26 protein-coding genes are annotated in these 21672 nt (G+C 74.1%); 17 read left to right on the top strand and 9 right to left on the bottom strand.

Features of this window, described 5'->3' with window-relative positions:
- Positions 1-5 precede the first annotated feature (5 nt).
- From hisB to MA879_RS06005, 6 genes are all read left to right on the top strand, one after another.
- Positions 6-587 carry an imidazoleglycerol-phosphate dehydratase HisB gene (gene hisB, locus MA879_RS05980; protein WP_282447673.1) on the top strand — a complete coding sequence of 194 codons (582 nt, stop codon included), beginning with the start codon at positions 6-8 and terminating at the stop codon, positions 585-587.
- Positions 587-1246 (top strand): imidazole glycerol phosphate synthase subunit HisH, encoded by a 660-nt coding sequence (hisH, locus tag MA879_RS05985; protein ID WP_248124134.1) that lies wholly within the window; start codon positions 587-589, stop codon positions 1244-1246. The genes hisB and hisH overlap by 1 nt, the downstream gene beginning before the upstream one ends.
- Entirely contained in the window at positions 1246-1398 is a 153-nt protein-coding gene (locus MA879_RS05990) for a hypothetical protein (RefSeq protein ID WP_248124135.1), read from the top strand. Before hisH ends, MA879_RS05990 begins: the two co-directional genes overlap by 1 nt.
- 50 nt (positions 1399-1448) lie before the next feature.
- Positions 1449-2234, top strand: a complete 786-nt coding sequence (gene priA / locus MA879_RS05995) for a bifunctional 1-(5-phosphoribosyl)-5-((5-phosphoribosylamino)methylideneamino)imidazole-4-carboxamide isomerase/phosphoribosylanthranilate isomerase PriA (protein WP_248124136.1) — start codon at positions 1449-1451, stop codon at positions 2232-2234.
- Between the two features lie 104 nt (positions 2235-2338).
- Positions 2339-3214, top strand: a complete 876-nt coding sequence (locus MA879_RS06000) for an SseB family protein (protein ID WP_248124226.1) — start codon at positions 2339-2341, stop codon at positions 3212-3214.
- A 117-nt stretch (positions 3215-3331) separates the two neighbouring features.
- Complete coding sequence (locus tag MA879_RS06005) at positions 3332-4528, top strand: hypothetical protein (protein ID WP_248124137.1); 1197 nt, start codon at positions 3332-3334, stop codon at positions 4526-4528.
- 111 nt (positions 4529-4639) lie between these two features.
- Here MA879_RS06005 and MA879_RS06010 read toward each other — a convergent pair whose 3' ends face one another.
- Entirely contained in the window at positions 4640-5179 is a 540-nt protein-coding gene (locus MA879_RS06010; RefSeq protein ID WP_335342038.1) for a MarR family winged helix-turn-helix transcriptional regulator, read from the bottom strand.
- Positions 5176-6366 (bottom strand): LLM class flavin-dependent oxidoreductase, encoded by a 1191-nt coding sequence (locus tag MA879_RS06015; RefSeq protein WP_248124138.1) that lies wholly within the window; start codon positions 6364-6366, stop codon positions 5176-5178. The genes MA879_RS06010 and MA879_RS06015 overlap by 4 nt, the downstream gene beginning before the upstream one ends.
- A gap of 146 nt (positions 6367-6512) precedes the next feature.
- On the opposite strand from MA879_RS06015, the gene MA879_RS06020 reads away from it, so the two are divergent.
- Complete coding sequence (locus MA879_RS06020) at positions 6513-7088, top strand: LURP-one-related/scramblase family protein (RefSeq protein WP_248124139.1); 576 nt, start codon at positions 6513-6515, stop codon at positions 7086-7088.
- Positions 7089-7095: 7 nt separating this feature from the next.
- Here the strand turns inward: MA879_RS06020 and MA879_RS06025 are convergent, their stop codons facing one another.
- The gene (locus MA879_RS06025) at positions 7096-7653 is read right to left on the bottom strand and encodes a DUF805 domain-containing protein (protein WP_248124140.1); all 558 of its coding nucleotides are present in this window, start codon (positions 7651-7653) and stop codon (positions 7096-7098) included.
- Positions 7654-7742: 89 nt separating this feature from the next.
- Here MA879_RS06025 and MA879_RS06030 point away from each other — a divergent pair, with 89 nt between their 5' ends.
- Together MA879_RS06030 and MA879_RS06035 are read left to right on the top strand one after the other, a co-directional pair.
- Positions 7743-9191, top strand: coding sequence for an MFS transporter (locus MA879_RS06030; protein ID WP_248124141.1), 1449 nt, complete (start codon positions 7743-7745; stop codon positions 9189-9191).
- Between the two features lie 80 nt (positions 9192-9271).
- A complete protein-coding gene (locus MA879_RS06035; RefSeq protein WP_248124142.1) occupies positions 9272-10843 on the top strand; it encodes a gamma-glutamyltransferase family protein in 1572 nt (523 codons plus the stop codon).
- A gap of 42 nt (positions 10844-10885) precedes the next feature.
- On the opposite strand, the gene MA879_RS06040 is transcribed toward MA879_RS06035, so the two are convergent.
- The 4 genes from MA879_RS06040 to MA879_RS06055 all read right to left on the bottom strand — a co-directional run bounded on the left by MA879_RS06040 (position 10886) and on the right by MA879_RS06055 (position 12514).
- Entirely contained in the window at positions 10886-11080 is a 195-nt protein-coding gene (locus tag MA879_RS06040) for a hypothetical protein (RefSeq protein ID WP_248124143.1), read from the bottom strand.
- Between the two features lie 198 nt (positions 11081-11278).
- Positions 11279-11440 (bottom strand): hypothetical protein, encoded by a 162-nt coding sequence (locus MA879_RS06045; RefSeq protein ID WP_248124144.1) that lies wholly within the window; start codon positions 11438-11440, stop codon positions 11279-11281.
- A gap of 28 nt (positions 11441-11468) precedes the next feature.
- Positions 11469-11921 (bottom strand): hypothetical protein, encoded by a 453-nt coding sequence (locus tag MA879_RS06050; RefSeq protein WP_248124145.1) that lies wholly within the window; start codon positions 11919-11921, stop codon positions 11469-11471.
- A gap of 11 nt (positions 11922-11932) precedes the next feature.
- Positions 11933-12514, bottom strand: coding sequence for a dienelactone hydrolase family protein (locus MA879_RS06055; protein ID WP_248124146.1), 582 nt, complete (start codon positions 12512-12514; stop codon positions 11933-11935).
- Between the two features lie 93 nt (positions 12515-12607).
- Between MA879_RS06055 and MA879_RS06060 the strand changes: the two genes are divergently transcribed.
- Positions 12608-12838, top strand: a complete 231-nt coding sequence (locus tag MA879_RS06060; RefSeq protein ID WP_248124229.1) for a ribbon-helix-helix domain-containing protein — start codon at positions 12608-12610, stop codon at positions 12836-12838.
- A 122-nt stretch (positions 12839-12960) separates the two neighbouring features.
- Here the strand turns inward: MA879_RS06060 and MA879_RS06065 are convergent, their stop codons facing one another.
- Complete coding sequence (locus MA879_RS06065) at positions 12961-16023, bottom strand: FtsK/SpoIIIE domain-containing protein (RefSeq protein ID WP_248124147.1); 3063 nt, start codon at positions 16021-16023, stop codon at positions 12961-12963.
- Positions 16024-16261: 238 nt separating this feature from the next.
- On the opposite strand from MA879_RS06065, the gene MA879_RS06070 reads away from it, so the two are divergent.
- The 7 genes from MA879_RS06070 to MA879_RS06100 all read left to right on the top strand — a co-directional run bounded on the left by MA879_RS06070 (position 16262) and on the right by MA879_RS06100 (position 20940).
- Positions 16262-17488, top strand: a complete 1227-nt coding sequence (locus MA879_RS06070; protein WP_248124148.1) for a TadA family conjugal transfer-associated ATPase — start codon at positions 16262-16264, stop codon at positions 17486-17488.
- Positions 17488-18345 (top strand): type II secretion system F family protein, encoded by an 858-nt coding sequence (locus tag MA879_RS06075; RefSeq protein ID WP_248124149.1) that lies wholly within the window; start codon positions 17488-17490, stop codon positions 18343-18345. The genes MA879_RS06070 and MA879_RS06075 overlap by 1 nt, the downstream gene beginning before the upstream one ends.
- On the top strand, positions 18342-19283 hold the full coding sequence (locus MA879_RS06080; RefSeq protein WP_248124150.1) for a type II secretion system F family protein: 942 nt from the start codon (positions 18342-18344) through the stop codon (positions 19281-19283). The genes MA879_RS06075 and MA879_RS06080 overlap by 4 nt, the downstream gene beginning before the upstream one ends.
- Positions 19284-19387: 104 nt before the next feature.
- Positions 19388-19594, top strand: a complete 207-nt coding sequence (locus MA879_RS06085) for a hypothetical protein (protein ID WP_248124151.1) — start codon at positions 19388-19390, stop codon at positions 19592-19594.
- Positions 19595-19602: 8 nt separating this feature from the next.
- Entirely contained in the window at positions 19603-20022 is a 420-nt protein-coding gene (locus MA879_RS06090; RefSeq protein WP_248124152.1) for a TadE/TadG family type IV pilus assembly protein, read from the top strand.
- Positions 20006-20455, top strand: a complete 450-nt coding sequence (locus MA879_RS06095; protein WP_248124153.1) for a hypothetical protein — start codon at positions 20006-20008, stop codon at positions 20453-20455. Before MA879_RS06090 ends, MA879_RS06095 begins: the two co-directional genes overlap by 17 nt.
- Positions 20455-20940: a pilus assembly protein TadG-related protein gene (locus MA879_RS06100; protein ID WP_248124154.1), complete on the top strand. Its 486-nt coding sequence runs from the start codon at positions 20455-20457 to the stop codon at positions 20938-20940. The genes MA879_RS06095 and MA879_RS06100 overlap by 1 nt, the downstream gene beginning before the upstream one ends.
- A 30-nt stretch (positions 20941-20970) precedes the next feature.
- On the opposite strand, the gene MA879_RS06105 is transcribed toward MA879_RS06100, so the two are convergent.
- Entirely contained in the window at positions 20971-21654 is a 684-nt protein-coding gene (locus MA879_RS06105) for a class I SAM-dependent methyltransferase (RefSeq protein ID WP_248124155.1), read from the bottom strand.
- Between the last annotated feature and the right edge of the window lie 18 nt (positions 21655-21672).

Consider the following 21672-nt stretch of genomic DNA (forward strand, 5'->3'; position numbering starts at 1 on the left):
CCCGCATGCAGCGCACCACCAGCGAATCCGACGTCCGTGTCGAGCTGGACCTGGACGGCACCGGTGTCGCGGACATCTCCACCTCGGTGCCGTTCTACGACCACATGCTCACGGCCCTGGCGAAGCACGCCCAGATGGACCTCACGGTCCACGCCACCGGGGACACCCACATCGACGTCCACCACACCGTGGAGGACGTCGCCATCACCCTGGGCGAGGTGCTCAGGACGGCACTCGGGGACAAGCGGGGCATCCGGCGCTTCGGCGAGGCCTCGGTGCCGCTGGACGAGGCGCTGGCGCGCGCCGTCGTCGACGTGTCCGGCCGTCCGTACCTGGTGCACGAGGGCGAGCCGGACGGGCAGCAGTACCACCTGATCGGCGGCCACTTCACCGGGTCCATGACCCGCCACGTCTTCGAGGCCATCACCTTCCACGCGGCCATCTGCCTGCACATGGACGTGGTCCGGGGCCGGGATCCGCACCACATCGTGGAGGCCCAGTTCAAGGCGTTCGCGCGGGCCCTGCGCGCGGCCTGCGAGGACGACCCGCGCGTCACCGACGTGCCCTCCACGAAGGGCGCGCTCTGATGGCCGCCCCCACGAGCGTGCCGGGGGTGCGACCGCGCGTCGCCGTGCTCGACTACGGCTCCGGCAACGTCCACTCGGCCGTCCGTGCGGTCGAGCGCGCCGGTGCCGAGGTCGAGCTCACCCGGGACCCGGACGCCGTGCTCGGCGCGGACGGACTGCTTGTGCCCGGCGTCGGAGCCTATGCCTCCGTGATGCGCGCGCTGACCGAGGTCGGCGGCACGCGCTGGATCGGTCGGCGCGTGGCCGGGGGACGGCCGGTGCTCGGCATCTGCGTGGGCCACCAGATCCTCTTCGACGCCGGCGTGGAGCACGGCGAGCGCACCGAGGGCATGGGCGAGTGGCCGGGTCTCGTGGAGGCGCTGCCCGCGGACGTGCTGCCCCACATGGGCTGGAACACCGTCCGCCCGCCCGAGGGATCCGCCCTGTTCACCGGGATCGAGGACGAGCGGTTCTACTTCGTCCACTCCTACGGCGTGCTGCGCTGGGAGTTCGACCAGTCGATCGCCGCCATGCGTCCGCCCCAGGTCACCTGGGCCCACCACGGCGCCGACTTCATCGCCGCCGTGGAGAACGGCCCGCTCTCCGCCACGCAGTTCCATCCCGAGAAGTCCGGGGACGCCGGACTGCAGCTGCTGGGCAACTGGCTGGAGACCCTCTGATGCCGTACTGGTCCGTCCTCTGCCTCGCCCTCGGAGGCCTGCTCCTCGGAGCCGCGTGGTCCCTGCGCACCCAGGACGCGCCGCTCTGGGCCGTGGTGATCGTCCTGCTGCTCGCCGGCATGGCCATCGCCGCCTCCTTCCTGACCGTCTGACGCGGCCCGCCGCGTCCGCCCCCGCCCCACCCGCCGAGAGGACCCCTCCCATGATCCCCACCCCCCGAGCCCTCGAGCTGCTGCCCGCCGTGGACGTGCAGGACGGCCAGGCCGTCCGCCTCGTCCAGGGGGAGGCCGGCTCCGCCACCTCCTACGGCGACCCGCTCTCGGCGGCCATGGACTGGCAGCGCGCCGGTGCCGAGTGGATCCACCTGGTGGACCTGGACGCCGCCTTCGGTCGCGGGGACAATCGGGACGTCCTGCGGCGCGTGGTGGACAGCATGGACGTGAGGGTGGAGCTCTCCGGCGGCATCCGGGACGACTCGTCGCTCGAGCACGCCCTGGAGATGGGCGCCGCCCGCGTGAACCTCGGCACCGCGGCCCTCGAGGACCCGGAGTGGACCGCCCGCGTGATCGAGCGCTTCGGGGACCGCGTGGCCGTGGGCCTGGACGTGCGCGGCACCACCCTGGCCGCGCGCGGCTGGACCCAGGAGGGCGGGGACCTGTGGGAGGTCCTCGCGCGCCTCGAGGCCGCCGGCTGCGCCCGCTACGTGGTCACCGACGTCACCAAGGACGGCACCCTGACGGGCCCGAACACCGAGCTGCTCGCGCAGCTGTGCGAGGCCACGGACAAGCCCGTGGTGGCCTCGGGTGGCATCTCCTCCCTCGAGGACGTGGCCGCGCTCGCGGCCATGGTCCCGCAGGGCGTCGAGGGCGCCATCATGGGCAAGGCCCTGTACGCCGGCCGCTTCTCCCTCGAGCAGGCGCTCGCGGTGGCCGCCGGCGCGTCCGTGGCCGAGGCGCGTGAGAGTCACCCCTTCGCGGTGGCCGAGTGACCCGGGAGCCGCGCCTTTCCGCCCACGACGACGAGTCCCCCGTCCCGGTCACCGCACCCGGTGCCCGGGAGCTGCCCGGCCACATCCGCGCCGCCCTGGAGCGGATGCGGGACAAGACCGCGGGGGAGAACCTCGCCGACACCGCCGGCGTCCCGTGGGAGGGCCGGGATCTCTCCGGCCCGGGCGCGGACGGGTCCGCGAACCCGCTCCACGTGTTCGACCAGGACGACGGCACCAGCCCGGCCGCGTGGACACAGGTCATGGAGCGCCTGACCACGGGCGCGGCGGATGAGGCCGAGGTGACCCGCGTGCTCGCCGGGATCCGGGTGTTCGCGGCCGTGGTCCCCACGCTGGCCGTGGACAAGGCGGACGTGCACGACCACGCCGACCACACCGGACACGGGCACGCGGCCGACGCCGCCCACGGGGACAAGGCCGCGGACGTGGCCCTGGTGACCATGCGCGCCGGGGATGGCCGGCAGGCCCTCCCCGTGTTCACCAGCGTGCCCGCGCTCACGGCCTGGAACCCGATCGCCCGGCCCGTGGCCGTGTGGCTGCCGCGCGCGTGCCTGTCGGCCGTGGACGAGGGGTGCGACCTCGTCGTCGTGGACGCCGGCGCCGAGCACACGTACGTCATCCGCCGGCCCGCGGTGTGGGCGCTGGCCCAGCAGCAGGAGTGGACGCCGTCCTACCAGGACGAGGAGCTCGCCCGGCAGATCGCCCAGGTGGCGGACCTCGTGCCGCACCTCCTCAACCTCGGCCTGGCGCCGGGCTCCGGCGTGCCCACCCGCACGGCCTCCGGCGCGGTGATGGCCGGCGGCGGCTCGGGCGTCGAGCTGCAGATCGTGGCCATGCCCCGGCGGGACGCGGACGCGGCCGGGGTGCGCCACATGACGGCGACCCTGCGGATGCTCCTGGCCGACCTCCCGCTGCTCGCGGAGCGCGCTGATTCGGTGGAGATCATCGTCCGGCGTCCCTGACCTGGCGTCAGGGCGATCGGCTAGTGTAGCGGGACAGGACGGGCGGCATCCGACGCCGGTCCAGTGCCGGCCGTCTCCGGCCGGCGGCATCACCGACCGATGCAGAGGAAGAGGTCCATGAAGAAGACAACCCTGACCGGGTCCGCCACGGCGGCCCTCGGCGTGGTGGTCGTGGCCGGCGCCGGCCCCGCCCTCGCGGCGACGCCGCTCACCCAGGGCTCGGCGCTCTCGGTGCCTGCGGGCGACTGCAGCATCACGATCGTCGACGACGCCACCGCCTACACCGCCGCCCACTGCGGCGCCGGCGAGTGGACCATCGGCTCGCCGGTGGAGTCCGTCGACGGCACCGTGATCGGCACCGTCGCCGCCCTGCCGGGCGACTCCGGCGTGGACGCCGTGAAGATCTCGCTGGCCGACGACGTCGACGTGGTCGGCGAGTGGTCCGTGCGCGAGACCGCCACGGTCGAGCCGGGCGAGACCGTCTACACCCACGGTTCCTCCGTGCCGCTGGGCGAGCCCAACTCGATCTCCGCGCCCGAGCCCTTCGACATCGGGGAGGTCTGTGGTGACGTCTACACCGACCAGGTCGTCCTCGACGACGCCACCACCCGCCGGGGCGACTCGGGCGGCGCGGTCTACGACGCCGAGCAACGCGTGGTCGGCGTCATCTCCGGCCTGGCGCCGGTGACCTACGACGCCGAGGGCAACGCCGTCCGCTGCGACGCCGACGAGATGTCCACGATCATCGTGCCCGTGGAGTCCCTCGACGAGGTCGACGGCACCACCCCCGTGCAGGCCCCCGCCGCGCAGCCCGCCACCGTCGGCAAGCACGGCGTGGCCTCGCTGACCGAGTCCGAGCGCCGCGCGCTCGAGCTCGAGAAGGCCGAGGCCGAGGCCGCGGCCGCCGCGGAGGCTGCAGAGGAGGCTGCCGCTGCGGAGGCCGCGGAGAAGGCTGCCGCCGCGGAGGCGGAGGCCGCGGAGGAGGTGGCCGCGGAGGCGAAGGTCAACGAGGAGACCGCCGCCGCCCCTGCCGAGCAGACCCTTGTCGTCGCGCCGGAGGACGGCATCGACTTCCGCACCCGTGTGGAGGCGAACACGGACCAGGGCGGCTTCAGCTACATGGCCGTGACCGCGTTCGACGCGGACGGCGAGCAGATCGGCCACCTGCACCTCCACTCGGACGGCCAGCCGATGACATGGATCAACGTCCCCGCCGAGGTGCCGGCCGGCGGCCACATCGAGGTCGAGCTGATGGACGCCGCCGGTGAGCCCACGGACGCCGTCGTCACCCTCGGGGGCGTGCCGGTCAGCTGACCGCGCATCGACCCCCGCCGGTACGATCCACCCGGCGGGGACACCGGAAGGCCCGGTGACCTGTGCAGGACAGGTCACCGGGCCTTCCGCCGACCGGGCTCGGCACCGGGGTCAGCACTGCGCCTCGAGGGCGCACCCCACCCGTGAGAACACCCGGGCGAGCACCTCGGCCTCGCCGGGCTCCAGCCGGTCCAGGAACAGCTCGCCCACCTGCCGCGCGTGGATCACGGCGGCGCGGCGGAAGGCCGAGCGGCCCGCGTCCGTGAGCACGGCCTCGTAGCCGCGGCGGTCCCGCTCCGCGGCGCGGCGCTCGATCAGCCCCCGGGCCACGAGCGACTTCACCTGGTAGGTGACGCGCGAGGGCGAGAACACCATGCGGCTGGCGAGCTCGCCCAGCCGAAGGCGGTTCTGATCGGACTCGGTGAGCAGCAGGAGCAGGTTGTAGTCGGGCAGCGTCATGCCGCACTCGGCCTTCAGCCGCCGCTCGAGCAGCTCCTCCAGCATCTGGGTGGCCTCGAAGTAGACGCGCCAGGCGTGCTTCTGCACGTCCGCGGGGCGGTGGCCCGCCGTGGCGGAGCCGTACCAGCGGCCGGCGTTGACGTCCGCCGGGCCGGCGTCGGGACGGAGGGGCGCGGAGGAGGGTTCGGTCACCGGGACGCACCCGCCTCGGCCGCCTCCTGCGCCGCCTTCTGCTCGCGCTGGGCCTGGCGGTCGTCGTGGGCCTGCGAGCCCTCCGCGCCGCCGGGCACGGGGGCCTCGCCGCGGCGGGTGCGCTCCACGAGGCAGGCGTGGGTCGGGGCCTCGGGGACGTCGTCGGGCCGCAGGGCCTCGAACTCCGTCCGCAGCACGGGGAGCACCTCCTCGCCGAAGAGGTCGATCTGCCGCAGGACGGTGTCCGTGGGCAGGCCGGCGTGGTCGATCAGGAACATCTGACGCTGGTAGTCGCCCACCCAGTCGCGGAAGGACAGGGTGCGCTCGATCACCTGCTGCGGGGAGCCCACGGTGAGCGGCGTCATCCGGGTGAACTCCTCGAGGGACGGCCCGTGGCCGTACACCGGGGCGTTGTCGAAGTACGGGCGGAACTCCCGGACGGCGTCCTGCGAGTTCTCGGCCATGTACGCCTGGCCGCCGAGGCCCACGTAGGCCTGGTGGGCCTTCCCATGGCCGTAGTACTCGTAGCGCTGGCGGTACAGGCGCACCATCTGGATGACGTGCTCCTTGTTCCAGAAGATGTTGTTGTGGAAGAAGCCGTCGCCGTAGTAGGCGGCCTGCTCCGCGATCTCAGGGGAGCGGATGGAGCCGTGCCACACGAAGGGCGCGACGCCGTCGAGCGGCTGCGGGGTGAGCGTGAAGTTCTGCAGGGGGGTGCGGAACGTCCCGGACCAGTCCACGGTCTCCTCGTGCCACAGGCGGTGCAGGAGGTGGTAGTTCTCCACCGCCAGCGGGATGCCCTGGCGGATGTCCTTGCCGAACCAGGGGTACACGGGGCCGGTGTTGCCGCGGCCCAGGGTGAGGTCCACGCGGCCGTCGGCCAGGTGCTGGAGGTAGGCGTAGTCCTCGGCCAGGCGCACCGGGTCCATGGTGGTGATCAGCGTGGTGGCGGTGGAGAGGGTCATCGTCTCCGTCACGGCGGCCAGATGGGACAGCAGCGTGGGCGGGTTGCCGGGCGCCACGAACGGCGGGTTGTGGTGCTGGCCGGTGGCGAACACGTCGAAGCCCGCCTGCTCGGCGTGCCGCGCGATCCTCACGGTGTCCTTGATGCGCTGGTGCTCGGTGGGCGTGGTGCCGTCCGTGGGGTCGGTGGTGATGTCACCGATGGTGAAGACGCCGAACTGCATGGTCTGCGCTCCTCTCGCCGCGTCGGGGCCCCGGTCGCGGGATGGTCGAATATCATTCAAAACTGAACAATACCTCCCGGACATTGCCCTGTCACCCCTGAGCACGGCCCCTGGGTCCGCGGCGCGGCATACGGCACACTGGCCGCATGCACCCCTTCGACGCCGGACTCCTCGCCTCCGTGGACAGCCTCGCCCTCCAGCAGGTCAGCTCCCTGATGTCCAACGACATGCAGGTCCTGGGGCCGGACGGGGAGGTGGTCGCCGTCGTCGAGACCGTGGGCGGCGGTCTCGGCCGGATGCTCATGGGCAGCCGCAGCTTCGTGGTCCGGGACGGGGCCGACGGTCGCGTCCTGTTCCGGATCGAGGACATCGCCACGTTCGGCCGGGACCGCATGCAGGTGCTCGACGCCCAGGGCCTGCCGCTGGCGAACCTGCGCCGGGAGGTGGCGTTCCTCCGCACCTCCCTCAGCGTGGAGGTCGTCGACGGGACGACCTTCACCGTGGAGGGCAACCTGTGGGACCACGACTACCGGATGCTCGTGCAGGAGCGGACGATCGCCCGCGCCACCACCGAGTGGGGCGGGTTCATGAACGCCCTCGCCGGGCGTTCGCGGTACCGCCTCGACCTGGACCCGGCCATGCCGCCCGTGGTGCGCTGCGCCGTGCTGAGCACCGCCGTGGGGCTCGACCTGATCCGGGAGAAGGACCGCCGGCGGGACTGACGCGGGGTCAGCGGTCGAAGCGTGCGCCCTCCGGCTTCGAGGGCAGAAGCGTCAGCACCAGGATCACCAGGCCGCCGACGAACGGGATCAGGCTGAGCAGGTAGAACCATCCGCTGAGGTTCGCGTCGTGCAGGCGCCGGACGGCCAGGGCGATCGACGGGACGGCGTGGGCGAGGACGAACGGCAGGAGCAGGAGGGCGATCGCCACCCCGGCGGTGGTGGGCTCGCCGGAGGGGTTCGCCGGCGTCGTCGAGCCGGGCACAGTGCCGACCGTCTCCAGCAGCACCAGGAAGACGACCAGCACGAGCCCCAGGGCCAGCTGCACCCACCAGTACTCCGAGCGGCTCGCGCGGCCGCGGAACAGGGCGTACCGGGAGTAGAAGCGCCTGAGCGCCTGCCCCAGGCCGACGCCATGGGCGGGGGCGACGCGCGGATCCCCCGCCGGTGCGCCGGCCGGAGGGGCGGGGACGGGCGGAGCGTACGTCGGGGGCCGTCCGTAGGGGTCCTGCCCGGGGACGTCCCGTCCCTCCGGGGGCCGTCGGTAGGGCTGCTGGGGGTCGGTCATCGGGTACCTTCCTCTCGGTGTCCCGCGAGGCCGCTCCCCGCCGGGCTCACGCCTCGGGCCCATCCTAGTGAAGGGCCTAGGATTCTCCGGTGGACTTCGGAGCGTACGGACGACTGTTGAGGGACCCGCGGATCCGGAACCTGCTGGCCGTCGGGTTCATCGCGCGGTTCCCGCACACCGCCGCGGGTGTGGTGCTCACCCTGCACGTGGCGGTGACCCTGGGCCTGGGCTACGGCCAGGCGGGCCTGGCGGCGGCGGCCATGACGCTGGGCATCGCGTGCGGCTCACCGTGGCGCGGCCGGGCGATCGACGCGAAGGGTCTGCGCCGCGCGCTGCTGCCCTCGGTGGTGGTCGAGGCCCTCGTGTGGCCGCTGGTGCCGTGGCTGCCGTTCCCGTGGATGCTGCTGGCCGTGTTCGTGGCGGGCCTGTTCGCCGTCCCCATCTTCTCCGTGGTCCGGCAGGGGCTGGGCGTGCTCACCCGCGGCCCGGAGCGGCAGACCGCGTTCGCGCTGGACTCGATCATCACGGAGACCATCTTCATGATGGGCCCGGCCCTGGGTGCGGTGGTGGCCGCCACGTGGTCGAGTGCGCTCGGGCTGACCGTCGTCGGGCTCTCCGGCGCACTCGGCGGTGCCCTGCTGATGTGGTTCGACCCGCCCACCCGTTCCTCCCAGCTCGCCCCGGACGACCCCGCCGCTCAGGACCCCTACACCGCAGAGCAGGACCGCGAACAGGCCGTGGCCCAGTCCGTGCACGCCGCCCCCATGCACCTGGACACCGCCGCCCCGGACCTGGCCACCGGGGCGCTGCCGGTGGTCACGGACGCCCTGCCGATCGTCACCGGCACGCTGCCGGTGATCGCGGCGGACGGATCCGGGGTCGCCGGTGCGTCCCGCGCCCCCGGCGACGCCGGCGACCTCCCCTCCGTGGACGGGCGCCTCACCCGCGGTGAGCGCTGGCGCCTGTGGCGGACGCGCCACTTCGGCTGGGTCACCCGTGAGGCTCTGGGCGTCCTCCTGGTCTCGTTCGCGGCCGGGATCGGGCTCGTGGGCGCGGAGGTCACCATGGTGGCCGAGCTCGAACGGGCAGGTCAGGCCGCGTCGGTGGGACTGGTGTACGCGTTCTGGTGCGGGGCCTCGGCGATCGGCGGGCTCTTCTACGGGGCGTGGGGCCGCCAGCTGCCTCCGGCGCTGCTCATGGGCCTGTTCGCGGTGGCCCTGCTGCCGATGGCGTTCGTGGACGGGCTGTGGCCGCTCGCCCTGGCCTCCATCCCCTCGGGCCTGCTGACGGCGCCGGCGCTCGCCTCGGCGTCGTCCCGGCTGTCCCTGCTGGTGGCGGAGGAGCGGCGCGGCGAGGCGATGGGCTACTACGGCTCCGCCATGACCGCCGGCGCCGCCCTCGGCGCCCCCACGGTGGGCCTGGTGATCGACGCCGTGTCCCCGGCCGCCGGGTACGTCTACGCCGCCGCCGTCGGCGGGGTCCTCGTGGCCGTGGCCGGTGCGCTGACCGCGCTGCGGACCCGGCGCGCGCCCCGCTGACGGTCCCCGGACCCCGCGCCGTAGGGTGGCGGCACGGCCGGCCTCCGCCGGCCCCGCACCGCCCGTCCCCGGAGGCACCCATGGACCGCTATCCCACCCGCCGCAGCCCCGTGTACGGCGACGACGTCGTCGCCTCCTCCTCGCCCCTGGCCGCCACCGCGGCGCAGGATGTGCTCCGAGAGGGCGGCTCGGCCGCCGACGCCGCCGTGGCCGGGGCCATGGCCCTCACTGTGGTGGAGCCCACGAACAACGGGATCGGCGGGGACCTGCTGGCGCTCGTGTGGGACGGAGAGCGCCTGCACGCCCTCAACGCCTCCGGCCGCAGCCCGCGCGCGTGGACGCCCGGGCACTTCGCCGGCCGCACTGAGATGCCCCGCCGCGGCTGGGACTCGGTGACGGTGCCCGGGGCGGTGGCCGGGTGGCGGGCGCTGTCCGACCGGTTCGGGCGGCTGCCCTTCGCCCGGCTCGGCGAGGCCGCCGTGGACCACGCCGAGCGGGGCTGGCTCGTGCCGACCATCGTGGCGCAGGACTGGGCGCGGGCCGCCACGGTGCTCGCCGACCAGCCGGAGTTCGTGGCGACGTTCGCGCCCGGCGGCCGCGCCCCGGCCGAGGGGGAGCGGGTCCGCCTCCCGGACCACGCCGCCACCCTCCGGGAGATCGTGGCCACCGGCGGGGAGAGCTTCTACCGCGGCGCCCTGGCCGAGCGGATCGCCGCGCACGCCGCGGCCGGCGGAGGGCTGCTCACCGCGGAGGACCTGGCCGCGCACGAGGTCGAGTGGACCGAGCCGGACTCGGCGTCCTGGGGCGGACACGAGCTGTACGAGGTGCCGCCGAACAGCCAGGGCCTGGCCGCGCTGATCGCCGCCGCCGTGCTCGAGGAGCTGGGCGCCGCGGACCGCGACCCGGACGCCCCCGCCACCGTGCACCTGCAGGTGGAGGCCATGAAGCAGGCCCTCGCGGTGCTGCACGCGGAGGCGGCCGACCCGGCGTGGATGCGCACCGCCGTCGAGGACCTGCTGGCGCCGGAGCACGTGGCCGCGCTGGTGGCGCGGGTGGATCCCGCGCGGGCCTCGGGGGCGGTGTCCCGCCCGCCCACGGCCGGCGGCACCGTGTACCTGAGCGTCGGAGACCGGCACGGGATGATGGTCTCCCTCATCCAGTCCAACTACTACGGCTTCGGCTCCGGTCTGGTGGTCCCGGGCACCGGGATCGCCCTGAACGACCGCGGCGCGGGCTTCACCCTCCGGCCGGGCCATCCCAACGACGTGGCCGGCGGCAAGCGGCCGCTGAACACGATCATCCCCGGCTTCCTCACCCGGGGTGGGGAGCCGGTGGCGGCGTTCGGCGTGATGGGCGGGCCCATGCAGCCGCAGGGGCACGTGCAGGTGATGCACCGGCTGATGGCGGGGCAGAGCGTGCAGGAGGCGCTGGACGCGCCCCGCTGGTTCGTGGAGGGCTCCGGGGAGCTGAAGCTGGAGGCGGGCTGGGGCGACGACGTCGCACACGCCGTGACGGCGATGGGTCACCCCGTGACGCGCACGCCGGTGGGGGACCGGACCTACGGGGGCGGGCAGGCCGTGCTGCGGCTGCCGGGCGGCGGCTACGCGGGCGGCTCCGACCCGCGCAAGGACGGGCACGCCGCGGCGCGGTGATGTCAGGCCGGGGGCTCCGCGCGCGGGTCGGAGGCGCGGGGGTCAGCGCTCGGCGGGCAGCGGCTCCGCGCGCAGCGCGTGGGCCAGGACGACCACGGCCAACAGGCCCGCCGCCCACGACGGGTGGAAGCGGTCTGAGAAGGAGGCGGCCGCCATGGCCGGGGCGCCGAGCATCAGCACGAGGCCCGTCACCAGGGCGGCGAGGGCGAGGGGGAGGGCGGTGCGCAGAAACGGCATGGCGGGTCCCCTTCGGACGGGCGGGTGGAGGCCGCGGGGCCAGCGGACCGCATGTTCCTGCGGGCCGGCGGAGGATCGCTCCTCCTGGGTCCGAAAGGTAGCCAGTGCCGCGGGGCGCCCGCCATAGGACAAAAGTACTGTTCAGGCGGGAGGAGCAGGCGACGTCCGGGCGGGTGCGCACCCGCCCGCCTACCGAGGTCACAGCAGGTCGGAGAGTGGGCCGACGAGCAGGCTGAGCGCCACGGAGGCCCCGCCGTCGGATGCCCGGCCCGGCACCGCCAGCGCGACCGGGAGCGCCACCGCGGGGGAGGCGAGCAGCGCACCGGCGGTCAGTGCTGTGCGGACGGAGGAGCGGGCCATGGCCGTCAGCGTGACACAGTGTGACGGCTCAGGCGCGCGCGGTGCGGCCCGCTCGGGTCCCGGCGAACGCCGTGACGGCCATGACCAGGGCGCCCGCCGCGGCGCCGAAGCCGCCGAGGAACGCCATCCACATGCCGGTGCCCGTGACGCCGAGGAAGGGGAAGATCTCGTCGGCCGGTTCGATGGGGGAGAACGGGAGGGCGAAGGCGCCGACGCAGAACACCACCAGGCCCAGGGCGACGACGGCGAGGCACGCCGTGGTGAAGCCGAGCGGTTTCCGCAGCAGCGGTCGTCGCTCCGCGCGGACCAGCAGGACGCCGACCGCGGAGACCACGAGCAGCACGAGGACAGCCAAGGGGATCGTGGCGGCGGACTGTGCCCCCGGCGCGTCCTCCAGCAGGGTCCCGACGACGGACACGGCCGGCAGCATCAGGATCGGGGCGGCCGTGAGGAGGATGCCGAGGGGCAGGCGGGCGGACACGGGGGCTCCTCTCAGGCCAGCAGCTCCACGATCCGCTGGACGACCACCTCGGTGAGCTGCGGAACGTGGTCCTCGGTGGAGGAGTCCATGAACAGGTGCCGGTCCGTGGCGTACTCGAAGAGGTCGGCGGGGTTGTCCGGGTGCTCGGCGGTGGCGGCGTAGGCGCGGGCGGTGGGCAGGTCCTCGTCCTTGACCCACGGGTCCTCGGCGGCGAGGTGGATCTGCAGGGCGGTGTGCGGCTGCCACAGCGGGGCGTAGGCGTTCAGGGGCAGGGCGGCGGACAGGGCGATGCACGCGCGGAAGCCCGGGGTGGTCTGGGCGGCCTTCCATGCCGGCATGACGCCCAGGCTGATGCCGGCGACGACGGACGCCTCCTTGTGCTCGGCGCAGGCGCGGATGGCGCGGGTCATGAACTCGTCGCTGCCGATCTGCCCCACGTATGCGAGGCCCTCCTCGGCGGTGGGAAAGACGTGGCCGTCGAACAGGTCCGGCGTGTGCACGGTGTGGCCGCCGACGGCGGTGACCTGCTCGCCGAGGGCGCGCACGCCCTCGGTCAGGCCGCGGGCGTGGTGGAACAGGAGGATCTGAGCCATGGGGGAAGCGTAGGCCGCTTCGGCGCCGATCACGGCGCGCCCGTCGCGGATGACACATGGTGCCATCCCGGTCAGGATGTCCGCGTGGCGGCCATGAACATCTCTCTGCCGGACGAGCTCACGGCATCTGTCGAGGAGAGGGTGGCTGAGGGCTCCTACGGCACCACGAGCGCACTCGTGCGTGATCTGATCCGGCGCGAGCGCGCCCGGACCCGCCTGCGCGAAGCCGTGCTCGAGAGTCTGGGGTCCGGATCCGGCGGCCAGGCCGACGAGGCGTTCTTCGCGCAGCTGACCCGCATCTCTCCCGGACACGACGACCCGTGACCGAGGTGCGGGTCCTCCTCACCGCGCGTGCCCGCGGCCAGATCGTCGACGCGGTCGCTCGGATGCGGGCGGGCCCCCCACCCGCCAGGACTGCGCCGCTGACCACATCGACTGAGGGTTCGTCACGCAGTCGCCACCGCCAGCTGGGCTGGCATGCCCTGCTCAGGTCCGTCCGGGTGGACGTGGACGGCCCGGCCGGGCACCGGTTCCACCTCGATCAGCCGGGGCCAGACCAGGCGATGCTCGGGGCTGGTGCCGGCGGGCACGAAGAACCGGTGCGGCAGGTGCAGCAGCAGTCGGGCGGACGCGAGGTCACGCCCGCCGACGGCGGCCACCCGGAGGGACCGTGCTGCCGCACCGCCCAGGAGCCGGTGGACCTCCTCGTCCAAGGAACGGTAGGTGTCCCCGACTCGCACTCCCGTCCACGCAGACCATCCGGTGATCACCACGGTGCCCCCTGACTGCGAGGTCTCTTCCAGGGCGACGATCACGCTCGCCCCCAGATCCTCATCGCCGGCCTCGGGACGCAGCACGCGCAGCGTGCTTTCGGGGTCCACACCAGTGAGGGCGGCCGCCGCCTCACCGCTGCCGTCCAGGACCACCACGGGCCCGGGTCCCCGGGCAGCTATGTCGAGGACGGCCGTGAGCACCGGTCCCCGTCCGCCGGCGGGCTCGATGATCCACGCCGCACTGCCCTCGGAACCCGCGGGCCAGCGCCACGGCACATGCCGGGCGCGAGCGGCGTCGTCGATCAGGGCGAGGACGTCCGCGTCCCGCCGTCGGGAGCGGTCGGGCGCGAAGACGGCGGGCAGGGGAGGGGAGACCACCGGCGCGGGAATCGGCGGATCCACCCCCCGGTAGGCCGCGACGAGTTCGCCGACCACGCCAGGCCAGTCGGTGCCGGTGGAGTGGGCGGGCGCAGGGTCGGTCCACCGTCGCCACACGGGGCTGGAGTCCGAGCACGCCCAGGGGGCGGCCCGCACCGTGAGCAGTGGGTGCCCGCCACGGGTGAGACAGACCGTGCCCGGGGCGGCGGGGTCGATCTGCGCCGCGTCCCCGACGCCGATCAGGTCCCAGGATTCCTGCTCGCTGGCGGTGCGCAGCGCGAGCGTGGAGCCGAGGTTGGAACGCACGTCGGAGCTCACGGCTCCGGTGGCCCGCTGGGTGGCGAGCATCAGGTGGAAGCCCAACGAACGGCCGGTGGCAGCCAGGCGCTGCAGCACGGCGTTCGCCGCCGGGTGCTCATCCACCAGCACTCTCAGCTCGTCCACCGCGACGACGAGCCGCGGCAGCGTCTCGCCGGTCCTGGCCGCACGGAAGGCCGGGTAGTCCGGGACACCGGCCGCGGCGAACAGGGCCTCCCGTCGACGCAGCTCGGCGCTGATGGCGTCCAAGGCCCGCAGGGAAGCCGCCCCCACGTGGTTGGTCTCCAGGCTCATGGTGTGCGGCAGGCCGGCCAGCGGCCCGAAGGAGGCCCCGCCCTTGAAGTCCAGCAGCACGAAGGACAGCTCCGCGGGGGCGTGGTGGGCGGCCAGGCCCACCAGCAGGGAGAGCAGCAGGTCGGACTTGCCCGAGCCGGTGGTGCCGGCGATCAGCACGTGGGGGCCGTCGTCGGCCAGATCCAGGACGACGCCCCGACCGCCGGCGGGCGTGTCCGGCGTCAGGTGCGCCCGCGCGTGGCGGGCGGCGGAGGCGCGGCCCACCGTGCCGGGCACACGGAGCGGGGGTGTGTCGGCGCCGCCGGGACCGAGGCCGAGGCGGGCGACGTCGTCGGCCAGCTCCTGCAGCCACCAGTGCAGGGTCGACGGGCTGATCCCGGTGGCGTGCAGGTCTCGCAGCTCCACACGCTGGGAGGGGCTGTGCAGGACCCGTGCATCGAGGTCGAGGGCGTCCGCGCTCCGTGCGCCGGGTGCGCCCGTGCCCCGGGCGCCCATCCGCACGACGGCCGACGGCGTCCTCCCCGTCGTGTCGGCGGGCGGCCGCAGGTCGGACAGGCCGGCGGTCGAGCGCCACACGCGAAGGGCGGCGGCGAGCCACGGGGCGTCGGCCAGCTCCAGCAGCGTCTCCACCTCGGGTTCCGCGGGGTCCCACCACGTCTCGACGAGCTCCCCGGAGGCGACCCGCAGGCGGGTCCCCGTGGCCACCGCGTGACGCAGGAGCTGGAACAGGGCCCAGCGGCCGGCCGCCTGGAGCACTCGGCTCCCGCCGCTCACGGCGACCACGGAGCCGCCGGGGCAGGAGGTCACCGCCGGCTGGGCGACGTCGACGCACGCGTTCCAGCGGCCAGTCTCCTCGTCGCGGGTGAAGGGCAGGGCCCCCGTCCCCTCCCCCCACCACAGCAGGGGCGCGGGAGCGTCCGTCCGGGTCGGGAGGAGACCGAACCGATCGGCCGCGCGCGAGCGCACGGCCCGGCTCACGGTCGCCGGGGTGAGCTCCTGGACCCGCCTGCGCGCCACGACCTCGGCCGCGCGCTCCGCCAGCAGGGCGCTGTGACGCCGGCGGGCGGCCCGCTGCAGCCCGAGCATGACGCCGACGCCGAGCACCGACACCAGACCGAAGAGCAGGAACAGCCAGGTGCGCATGGTCACGGCGAGCACCGCTCCGATCGCGAGGGGGCCGACCGCCATGACCACCGGCAGCACCGCGGAGTGCTCCGCGGGGGCCTGGCCCAGCTCCACCTGCGCCGTGGTCAGCGCGTCCGGAGCGGGCAGCGGGGCAGACGATCCGCGCATCAGGGACAGCGCCGTCCCTCCCACGCGGAGACGCTTCTCGGTGGTCCACCGGCTGGGGTGGCCCACTCCCGGGCGGTCCACCCGCACCCCGTCCGCCTCCAGGAGGATCCGGGTCGGCTCGGACGGGACGAGCGGGTCGTCCAGGACGAGCCGGCTGCCGCCGCGGCCCACGGTGAGTCCGCCCCCGGTCAACGGGGCGAGCCGGCCGGCGTCGGGCCCGTCCGAGGTGAGCACGCCGACCTCGGGCCCGGCCGCGCCCTCGACCGGGCCTCGCCGCGTTCCCGGCCGGGCCACGTAGGTGATGCAGGAACCGTGCGTGGCCACACGGGTCACGGCATCGCACCCGAGAAGGCGACGCACTTCGGCGTCCTGGGCCGACGCCGATGCAGGCAGCCCGGTCACGGCCCAGTCGTGCGGTCGGGCCAGACCGAGCACCCGGATCCGCCAGGACATCCTGACTCCTCTCGCGAGATGATCACCCGCCGTTCGGTGGGCCAAGCCAGGGTCGCAGTCCCGGGACAGCCGCGCCCGCGAGGGCGCCCCGTCCTGTGGACAACCGGCCTCGTCGGCGGCTGAGTGCCTGTTGTCCACAGAATGGGAAGATGGTGTTCCACCAGCTGTGTGCCGTCACTATGGTCAGATCATCACATGAGGGCGCAGGGACCGCGCCCACGAGGGCACAGGAGGGTGCATGGACGCCGTGCGCATGCTGGAGGGAGAGCTCCGGGAGCTCGTCCGCAGGCAGGGCGTGGACCCCCAGCGGGAGGGCGAGCGTGTCCGGGCCCTGATCGACGAGGCCACGGCGGACTACGAGGCCCGGTCCCTCGTGAGCTCCCTGCCACGGCTGGAGGACCCTGAGGGGGCGTCGCAGGAGCTCTTCGACCGGATCGCGGGCCTGGGGCCCCTGCAGCGCCTGATGGACGACCCCTCGGTGGAGGAGATCTGGATCAACGCTCCGGACGAGGTGTACTGCGCACGCTCCGGACGCTCCGAGCTGACGGGCATCCTGCTGACCGAGGAGGGCGTCCGGGACCTCGTCGAGCTCATGCTCAAGTCCTCGGGCCGGCGTCTCGACCTCTCGATGCCCTTCGTGGACGCCGCCCTGCCGGACGGCTCGCGTCTGCACGTGGCCATCCCGGACATCACGCGGCGGCACTGGAGCGTGAACATCCGCAAGTTCGTGAGTCGCGCGCAACGGCTCGAGGATCTGGTGCGCTCCGGCTCCCTCACGCCCGCCGCGGCCCGATTCCTCGACGCCGCGGTCGACGCCGGCATGAACGTCCTGGTCTCGGGTGCCACCCAGGCCGGCAAGACCACGATGCTCAACTGCCTGGCGGCCTCGATCGGCGCACGCGAGCGGGTTATCACGGTGGAGGAGATCTTCGAGCTGCAGATCCCCGTCCGGGACGTCGTCGGCCTGCAGTGCCGGCAGCCGAATCTCGAGGGCCACGGGGAGATCCCTCTGCGGCGGCTCGTCAAGGAGGCCCTGCGCATGCGCCCGGATCGCCTGATCGTGGGCGAGGTCCGGGAGGCCGAGGCCCTGGACATGCTCGTCGCGCTGAACTCCGGACTGGCCGGGATGTGCACCATCCACGCGAACTCCGCCGCCGATGCGCTGACCAAGCTCTGCACGCTGCCCCTGCTCGCAGGGGAGAACATCTCGAGGAACTTCGTGGTCCCCACCGTCGCCACGTGCATCGACGTGGTGGTGCACTGCGAGCGGGACCGGGACGGACGCCGTCGTGTCCGAGAGGTCCTCACGGTCGGATCCCGCGTGGAGAACGGCGTCATCGAGACCTCCGCCCTCTTCCGCAGGGACACCGAGGGCGACCTCGTCCTCAACACCGCCGCGGGCCTCGAGTTCGATGCCTTCGCGCGCCGGGGCATCGACCCCCGTGATGTCCTGGGGGTGCGCTGATGCCCCTGGTCCTCGGCCTGGCCCTCGGGGCGGGTCTGTTCCTGGTCTGGTGGGCGTGCTGGTCCGAGCCGTCGGTGCGGGCCGCCGTGGACCGCGGCCCCTCACGGCTGAGCACGCTGATCGCCCGCTCGGGCATCACCCGGCTGACTCCGGCAGGGGTGGTCTCGGCCATGCTCGCAGGCGGGCTGGTGATGGGCCTGATCGTGCTGGCGCTGACCCGGACGTGGACGATCGCCGCGTGCTTCGCGGTGTTCGGCGCGGGGCTGCCGTGGACGATCCTCTCCTGGCAGGCCACCCGCCGCAGCGTGGCCTTGCGCGATCTCTGGCCGGATGCGGTCGATCACGTGCGGTCGGCGGTCCGGGCCGGACTGACCCTGCCGGAGGCCCTGATCCAGCTCGGGGACAGCGGTCCGGAGGGGCTGCGGGAGCCGTTCCGGGAGTTCGCCCGAGACTACCGGGCGGGGGCGCGTTTCGTGGATGCCCTGGACAGGCTCAAAGCGCGCATGGCCGACCCGGTGGCGGATCGGCTGGTGGTGTCCCTGCGGCTCACCCGGGAAGTCGGTGGCGCAGACATCGGCCTGCTGCTGCAGACCCTCTCCGAGTTCCTCCGACAGGATGCCCGCATCCGCTCCGAGCTGGAGGCGCGCCAGTCCTGGACGGTCAACGCCGCCCGACTGGCCGTCTGCGCCCCATGGATCGTCCTGCTCCTGCTGGGCACCCAGCCGGTCGCCGTCGAGGCGTACCGCTCCGCAGCCGGCGGGCTGGTCCTCATCGGGGGTCTCGTGACGTCGGCGGTGTGCTACCGGATCATGCGGCGCATCGGCTCGCTGCCGCCGGACCGGAGGGTCTTCGCATGAGCGCCGCGCTGGCCGTCGGCCTCGGACTCGGCACGCTCCTGGGCGTGGGCCTGTGGCTCATCGTCCTCGCCCAGCCCCTGGGCTGGCGTCCCACCCTGGAGCAGCGTCTGGAGCCGCAGCTGCGGCACCACGTTCCCGCATCGCGACTCCTGGATGGGGAGACAGCGGCCACCTCGCCCTGGGGAGCGTGGGGACGCCTGCTCGGACCGCCTCTGGGGGCGGCGACCCGGCTGCTGCAGAACCTCAGCCCGGCAGGCGAGACGCTGTCACGGCGGCTCGAGGCCGCGGGGTCCCCGCTCACCCCGGTGGACTACCGCGCCCAACAGGTCCTCTGGGCCTGCCTGGGGGTGGCGGTCGGCACCGCGGCGGCCCTCGCTCTGGCGGTCTCCGGGGCCGTGCCCGTGTTCACGGCGGCCGCTCTGGTGGTGGCCGCCGGGCTGGGCGGGTACGTGCTGCGGGATCAGGCGCTCGGATGGACCATCACCCGTCGGCGGACCTCCATCCTGACGGAGTTCCCCTCCGTAGCCGAGCTCTTCGCGCTGTCCGTCAGCGCGGGGGAGAGCACCACTGGCGCCCTGGAACGGGTCGCCACCACAGCCCGGGGCGAGCTGGCACGGGAGTTCGCCACGGCGCTGGCGGACATGCGTGCCGGGGCCTCCCTCGCCGTCGCCCTGAAGGCCATGGGCCGACGGATCCAGCTCGCTCCGGTGGAGCGGTTCATCGCCGGCGTCCTGATCGCCCTGGACCGAGGCACCCCGCTGGCCGACGTGCTCCGGGCCCAGGCTCAGGACGTGCGTGAGATGGGCCGCCGCGAGCTGATGGAGGCCGCGGGCCGCAAGGAGATCCAGATGATGGTGCCGCTCGTGTTCGGGATCCTCCCGCTCACCGTGGTGTTCGCCGTCTTCCCCGGCATCTCGCTCATGCGCCTCGGCTTCTAGTCGGCGCCCACAGACCCATAACTGAATAGTCCACCCGTCCCGACGACTCACAACTCACACCATCACTCCCGGCCCTGCGCCGGCGCTCCTGGAGGGGAACCCCCATGTTCGACCGCATCAGCATCACCGTCCTGTCCATCCTGACCTCCGTCCTCAGCGACGACGTCCGCGACGAGCGCGGCGACGTCCCGGGCTGGGTGATGATCACCCTGATGTCCGCCGTGCTGGTGGCCGGCCTTCTGGCCCTCGCGCTGCCCGCGCTGCAGGAGATGTTCAACAGCGCCATCGCCCGCGTCAACGGCGCCGGCTGAGGCCGCCCATGACCTCCGCAGCCGCCCCGGCGTGCCCGGGCCCATCCGCCCGTGTCCGCTGGGGCGACGAGCGGGGGTCCGTGGTCGCCGAGAACGCCCTTGTCACGGCCCTGCTCGTGCTGCTCTTCGCGGCGCTGCTGCAGGCCGGCATCGTCATCCACACCCGCAACGTCCTGATCGATGCCGCCTCCGCCGGCGCTCGCTACGGTGCGCTCGCGGACCGCGACCCCGCCGACGGTGCCGCCCGTGCCCGGCAGATCCTCACCGCGGCCGTTCCGGGGCAGGCGGACGCCCAGGTCAGTGTCGAGACCGTCGACCTCGACGGCGCCCCGACGGTCCGTGTCACCGTGTCCACGAGCTTGCCGGGCCTGGGCTTCCTGCCCGGGCCGATCCCCGTGGAGGTGCACGGCCATGCCCACCGGTTCTGACCGCGCTCCGCGTCCCCCACGCCGCGCAGGGGAGGACGGATCCGCGAGCGTCGAGTTCCTCACCCTGAGCGTCATCCTGCTCGTGCCGCTGGTGTACCTCATGGTCTTCGCCTCGCAGATTCAGGCCGCCGCCTTCGGCGCGGTCGCCGCCGCGGACCAGGCCGCACGCGTGATGGTCTCCGCCGACGGCGGCCGCCCCGGTCCGGCGGAGGGCGCGATCCGTCTGACCCTGGGGGACTATGGGGTGGCCGCTGACGCGTACCGGGCCTCTCTGGCCTGCGACCTCGGCGGGTGCGGCAGCCTCGAGCCAGGTGAGGTGGTGGAGGTGCGGGTGGCCGTCGAGCTGGCCCCGCCGCTCGTGCCGGGCTCCTGGCTGCCCCAGGGCCTGGTCACCGTCGACTCCAGCGCCCGCGCGCGGATGCCGAGGTACTGATGCCCGCCCCCATCTGCGGCTCCCGCCCGCCACGCCTCCGCATCCGCCCCTCCGCTGACGACGGCCAGACCACCGTGCTGACCATCGGCCTCACCGCGGTGGTGGTCGCGCTGCTCCTCGTGTTGTTCGCCGCCACGAGCGTGCTCATCCAGGCCCGGAAGGTGCAGTCCCTCGCGGACGGTGCCGCGCTGGCCGGGGCGGAACAGCTCGCCTTCGAGCTCGACGCCGATCCGCGCGTGGTCCTCGACCCCGGCTCCGTCCAGGGCTCGGTGGGGGAGTACCTGGCCGCCGTGGGCGCGCAGGAAGCGGTCCCCGGGATCGGTGCCGTGTCCTCGGGGGTGGCCGGGGACGGCGCCACCGTGGTGGTGCGGATCGAGGCGCGGGTCTCCCTGGTCCCGCCGTCCGGCGGGTGGGCCACCGGGCTGTTCCCCGCCACCGTGCCGGTCAGCGCGGAGGGCAGTTCGCGGACGGTCCTCACGCGCTGACCCTGTGCATCCATCCCCGGGCGCCGGCGCTCAGCGCCGCCGCACCACCACCACGGCGTCCTCCAGCGCCCCCGGCTGTCCGTCCGGTCCCGTCACCTCACGGGTGCGCTCCTCGGCGACCTCCACGTCCCATGTCCCGTCGCCGGACGCGGGCACCCCGAGCATGGCCAGCTCGTCCGTGGGGGAGGGGAAGTGTCCCCGCGCCGCGAACTCCGCCGGCGCCCACGGCGGGGGCGCGGCGTGGGAAACCAGCACCAGGCGTCCGCCCGGGGCCAGCAGGGTCAGGGCGTGGCGCAGGATCCGCTCGCGGTCCAGGGCCACGGGGGACTGCAGGAAAGAGGCGGCGACCAGGTCGAACCCGGGGGCGGCGGCGTCGTCGGGAGGGCCCCAGCCGGAGGCCGTGTCCGAGAGGTCCGCGGCCACGAAGCGCGTCCGCTCGGCCACCCCGCGCTCCTGCGCCGCCCGACGGGCGCGGGCCACCGCGGCCTCCGCGAGGTCCACGCCCGTGGCGTCCCAGCCGACCTCGGCCAGGTGGATGACGTCGCCGCCCTCACCGCAGCCCAGGTCCAGCGCCCGGCCCGGCGGCAGGCCCTCGGCCAGGGCGGCCAGGGCGGCGTTCACCTTCCCGGACCACACCTGGTCCCCGCCGTAGCGGGCCTCCCAGAATGCGCGGGGGTCCTGCGGCGGGGTGGCGTGCTCGTGCTGCTGGGCCATGGTGCTCCTCCGATGTCG

It is taken from the genome of Micrococcus lacusdianchii (genome assembly GCF_023155805.1).
GTDB lineage: Bacteria > Actinomycetota > Actinomycetes > Actinomycetales > Micrococcaceae > Micrococcus > Micrococcus lacusdianchii.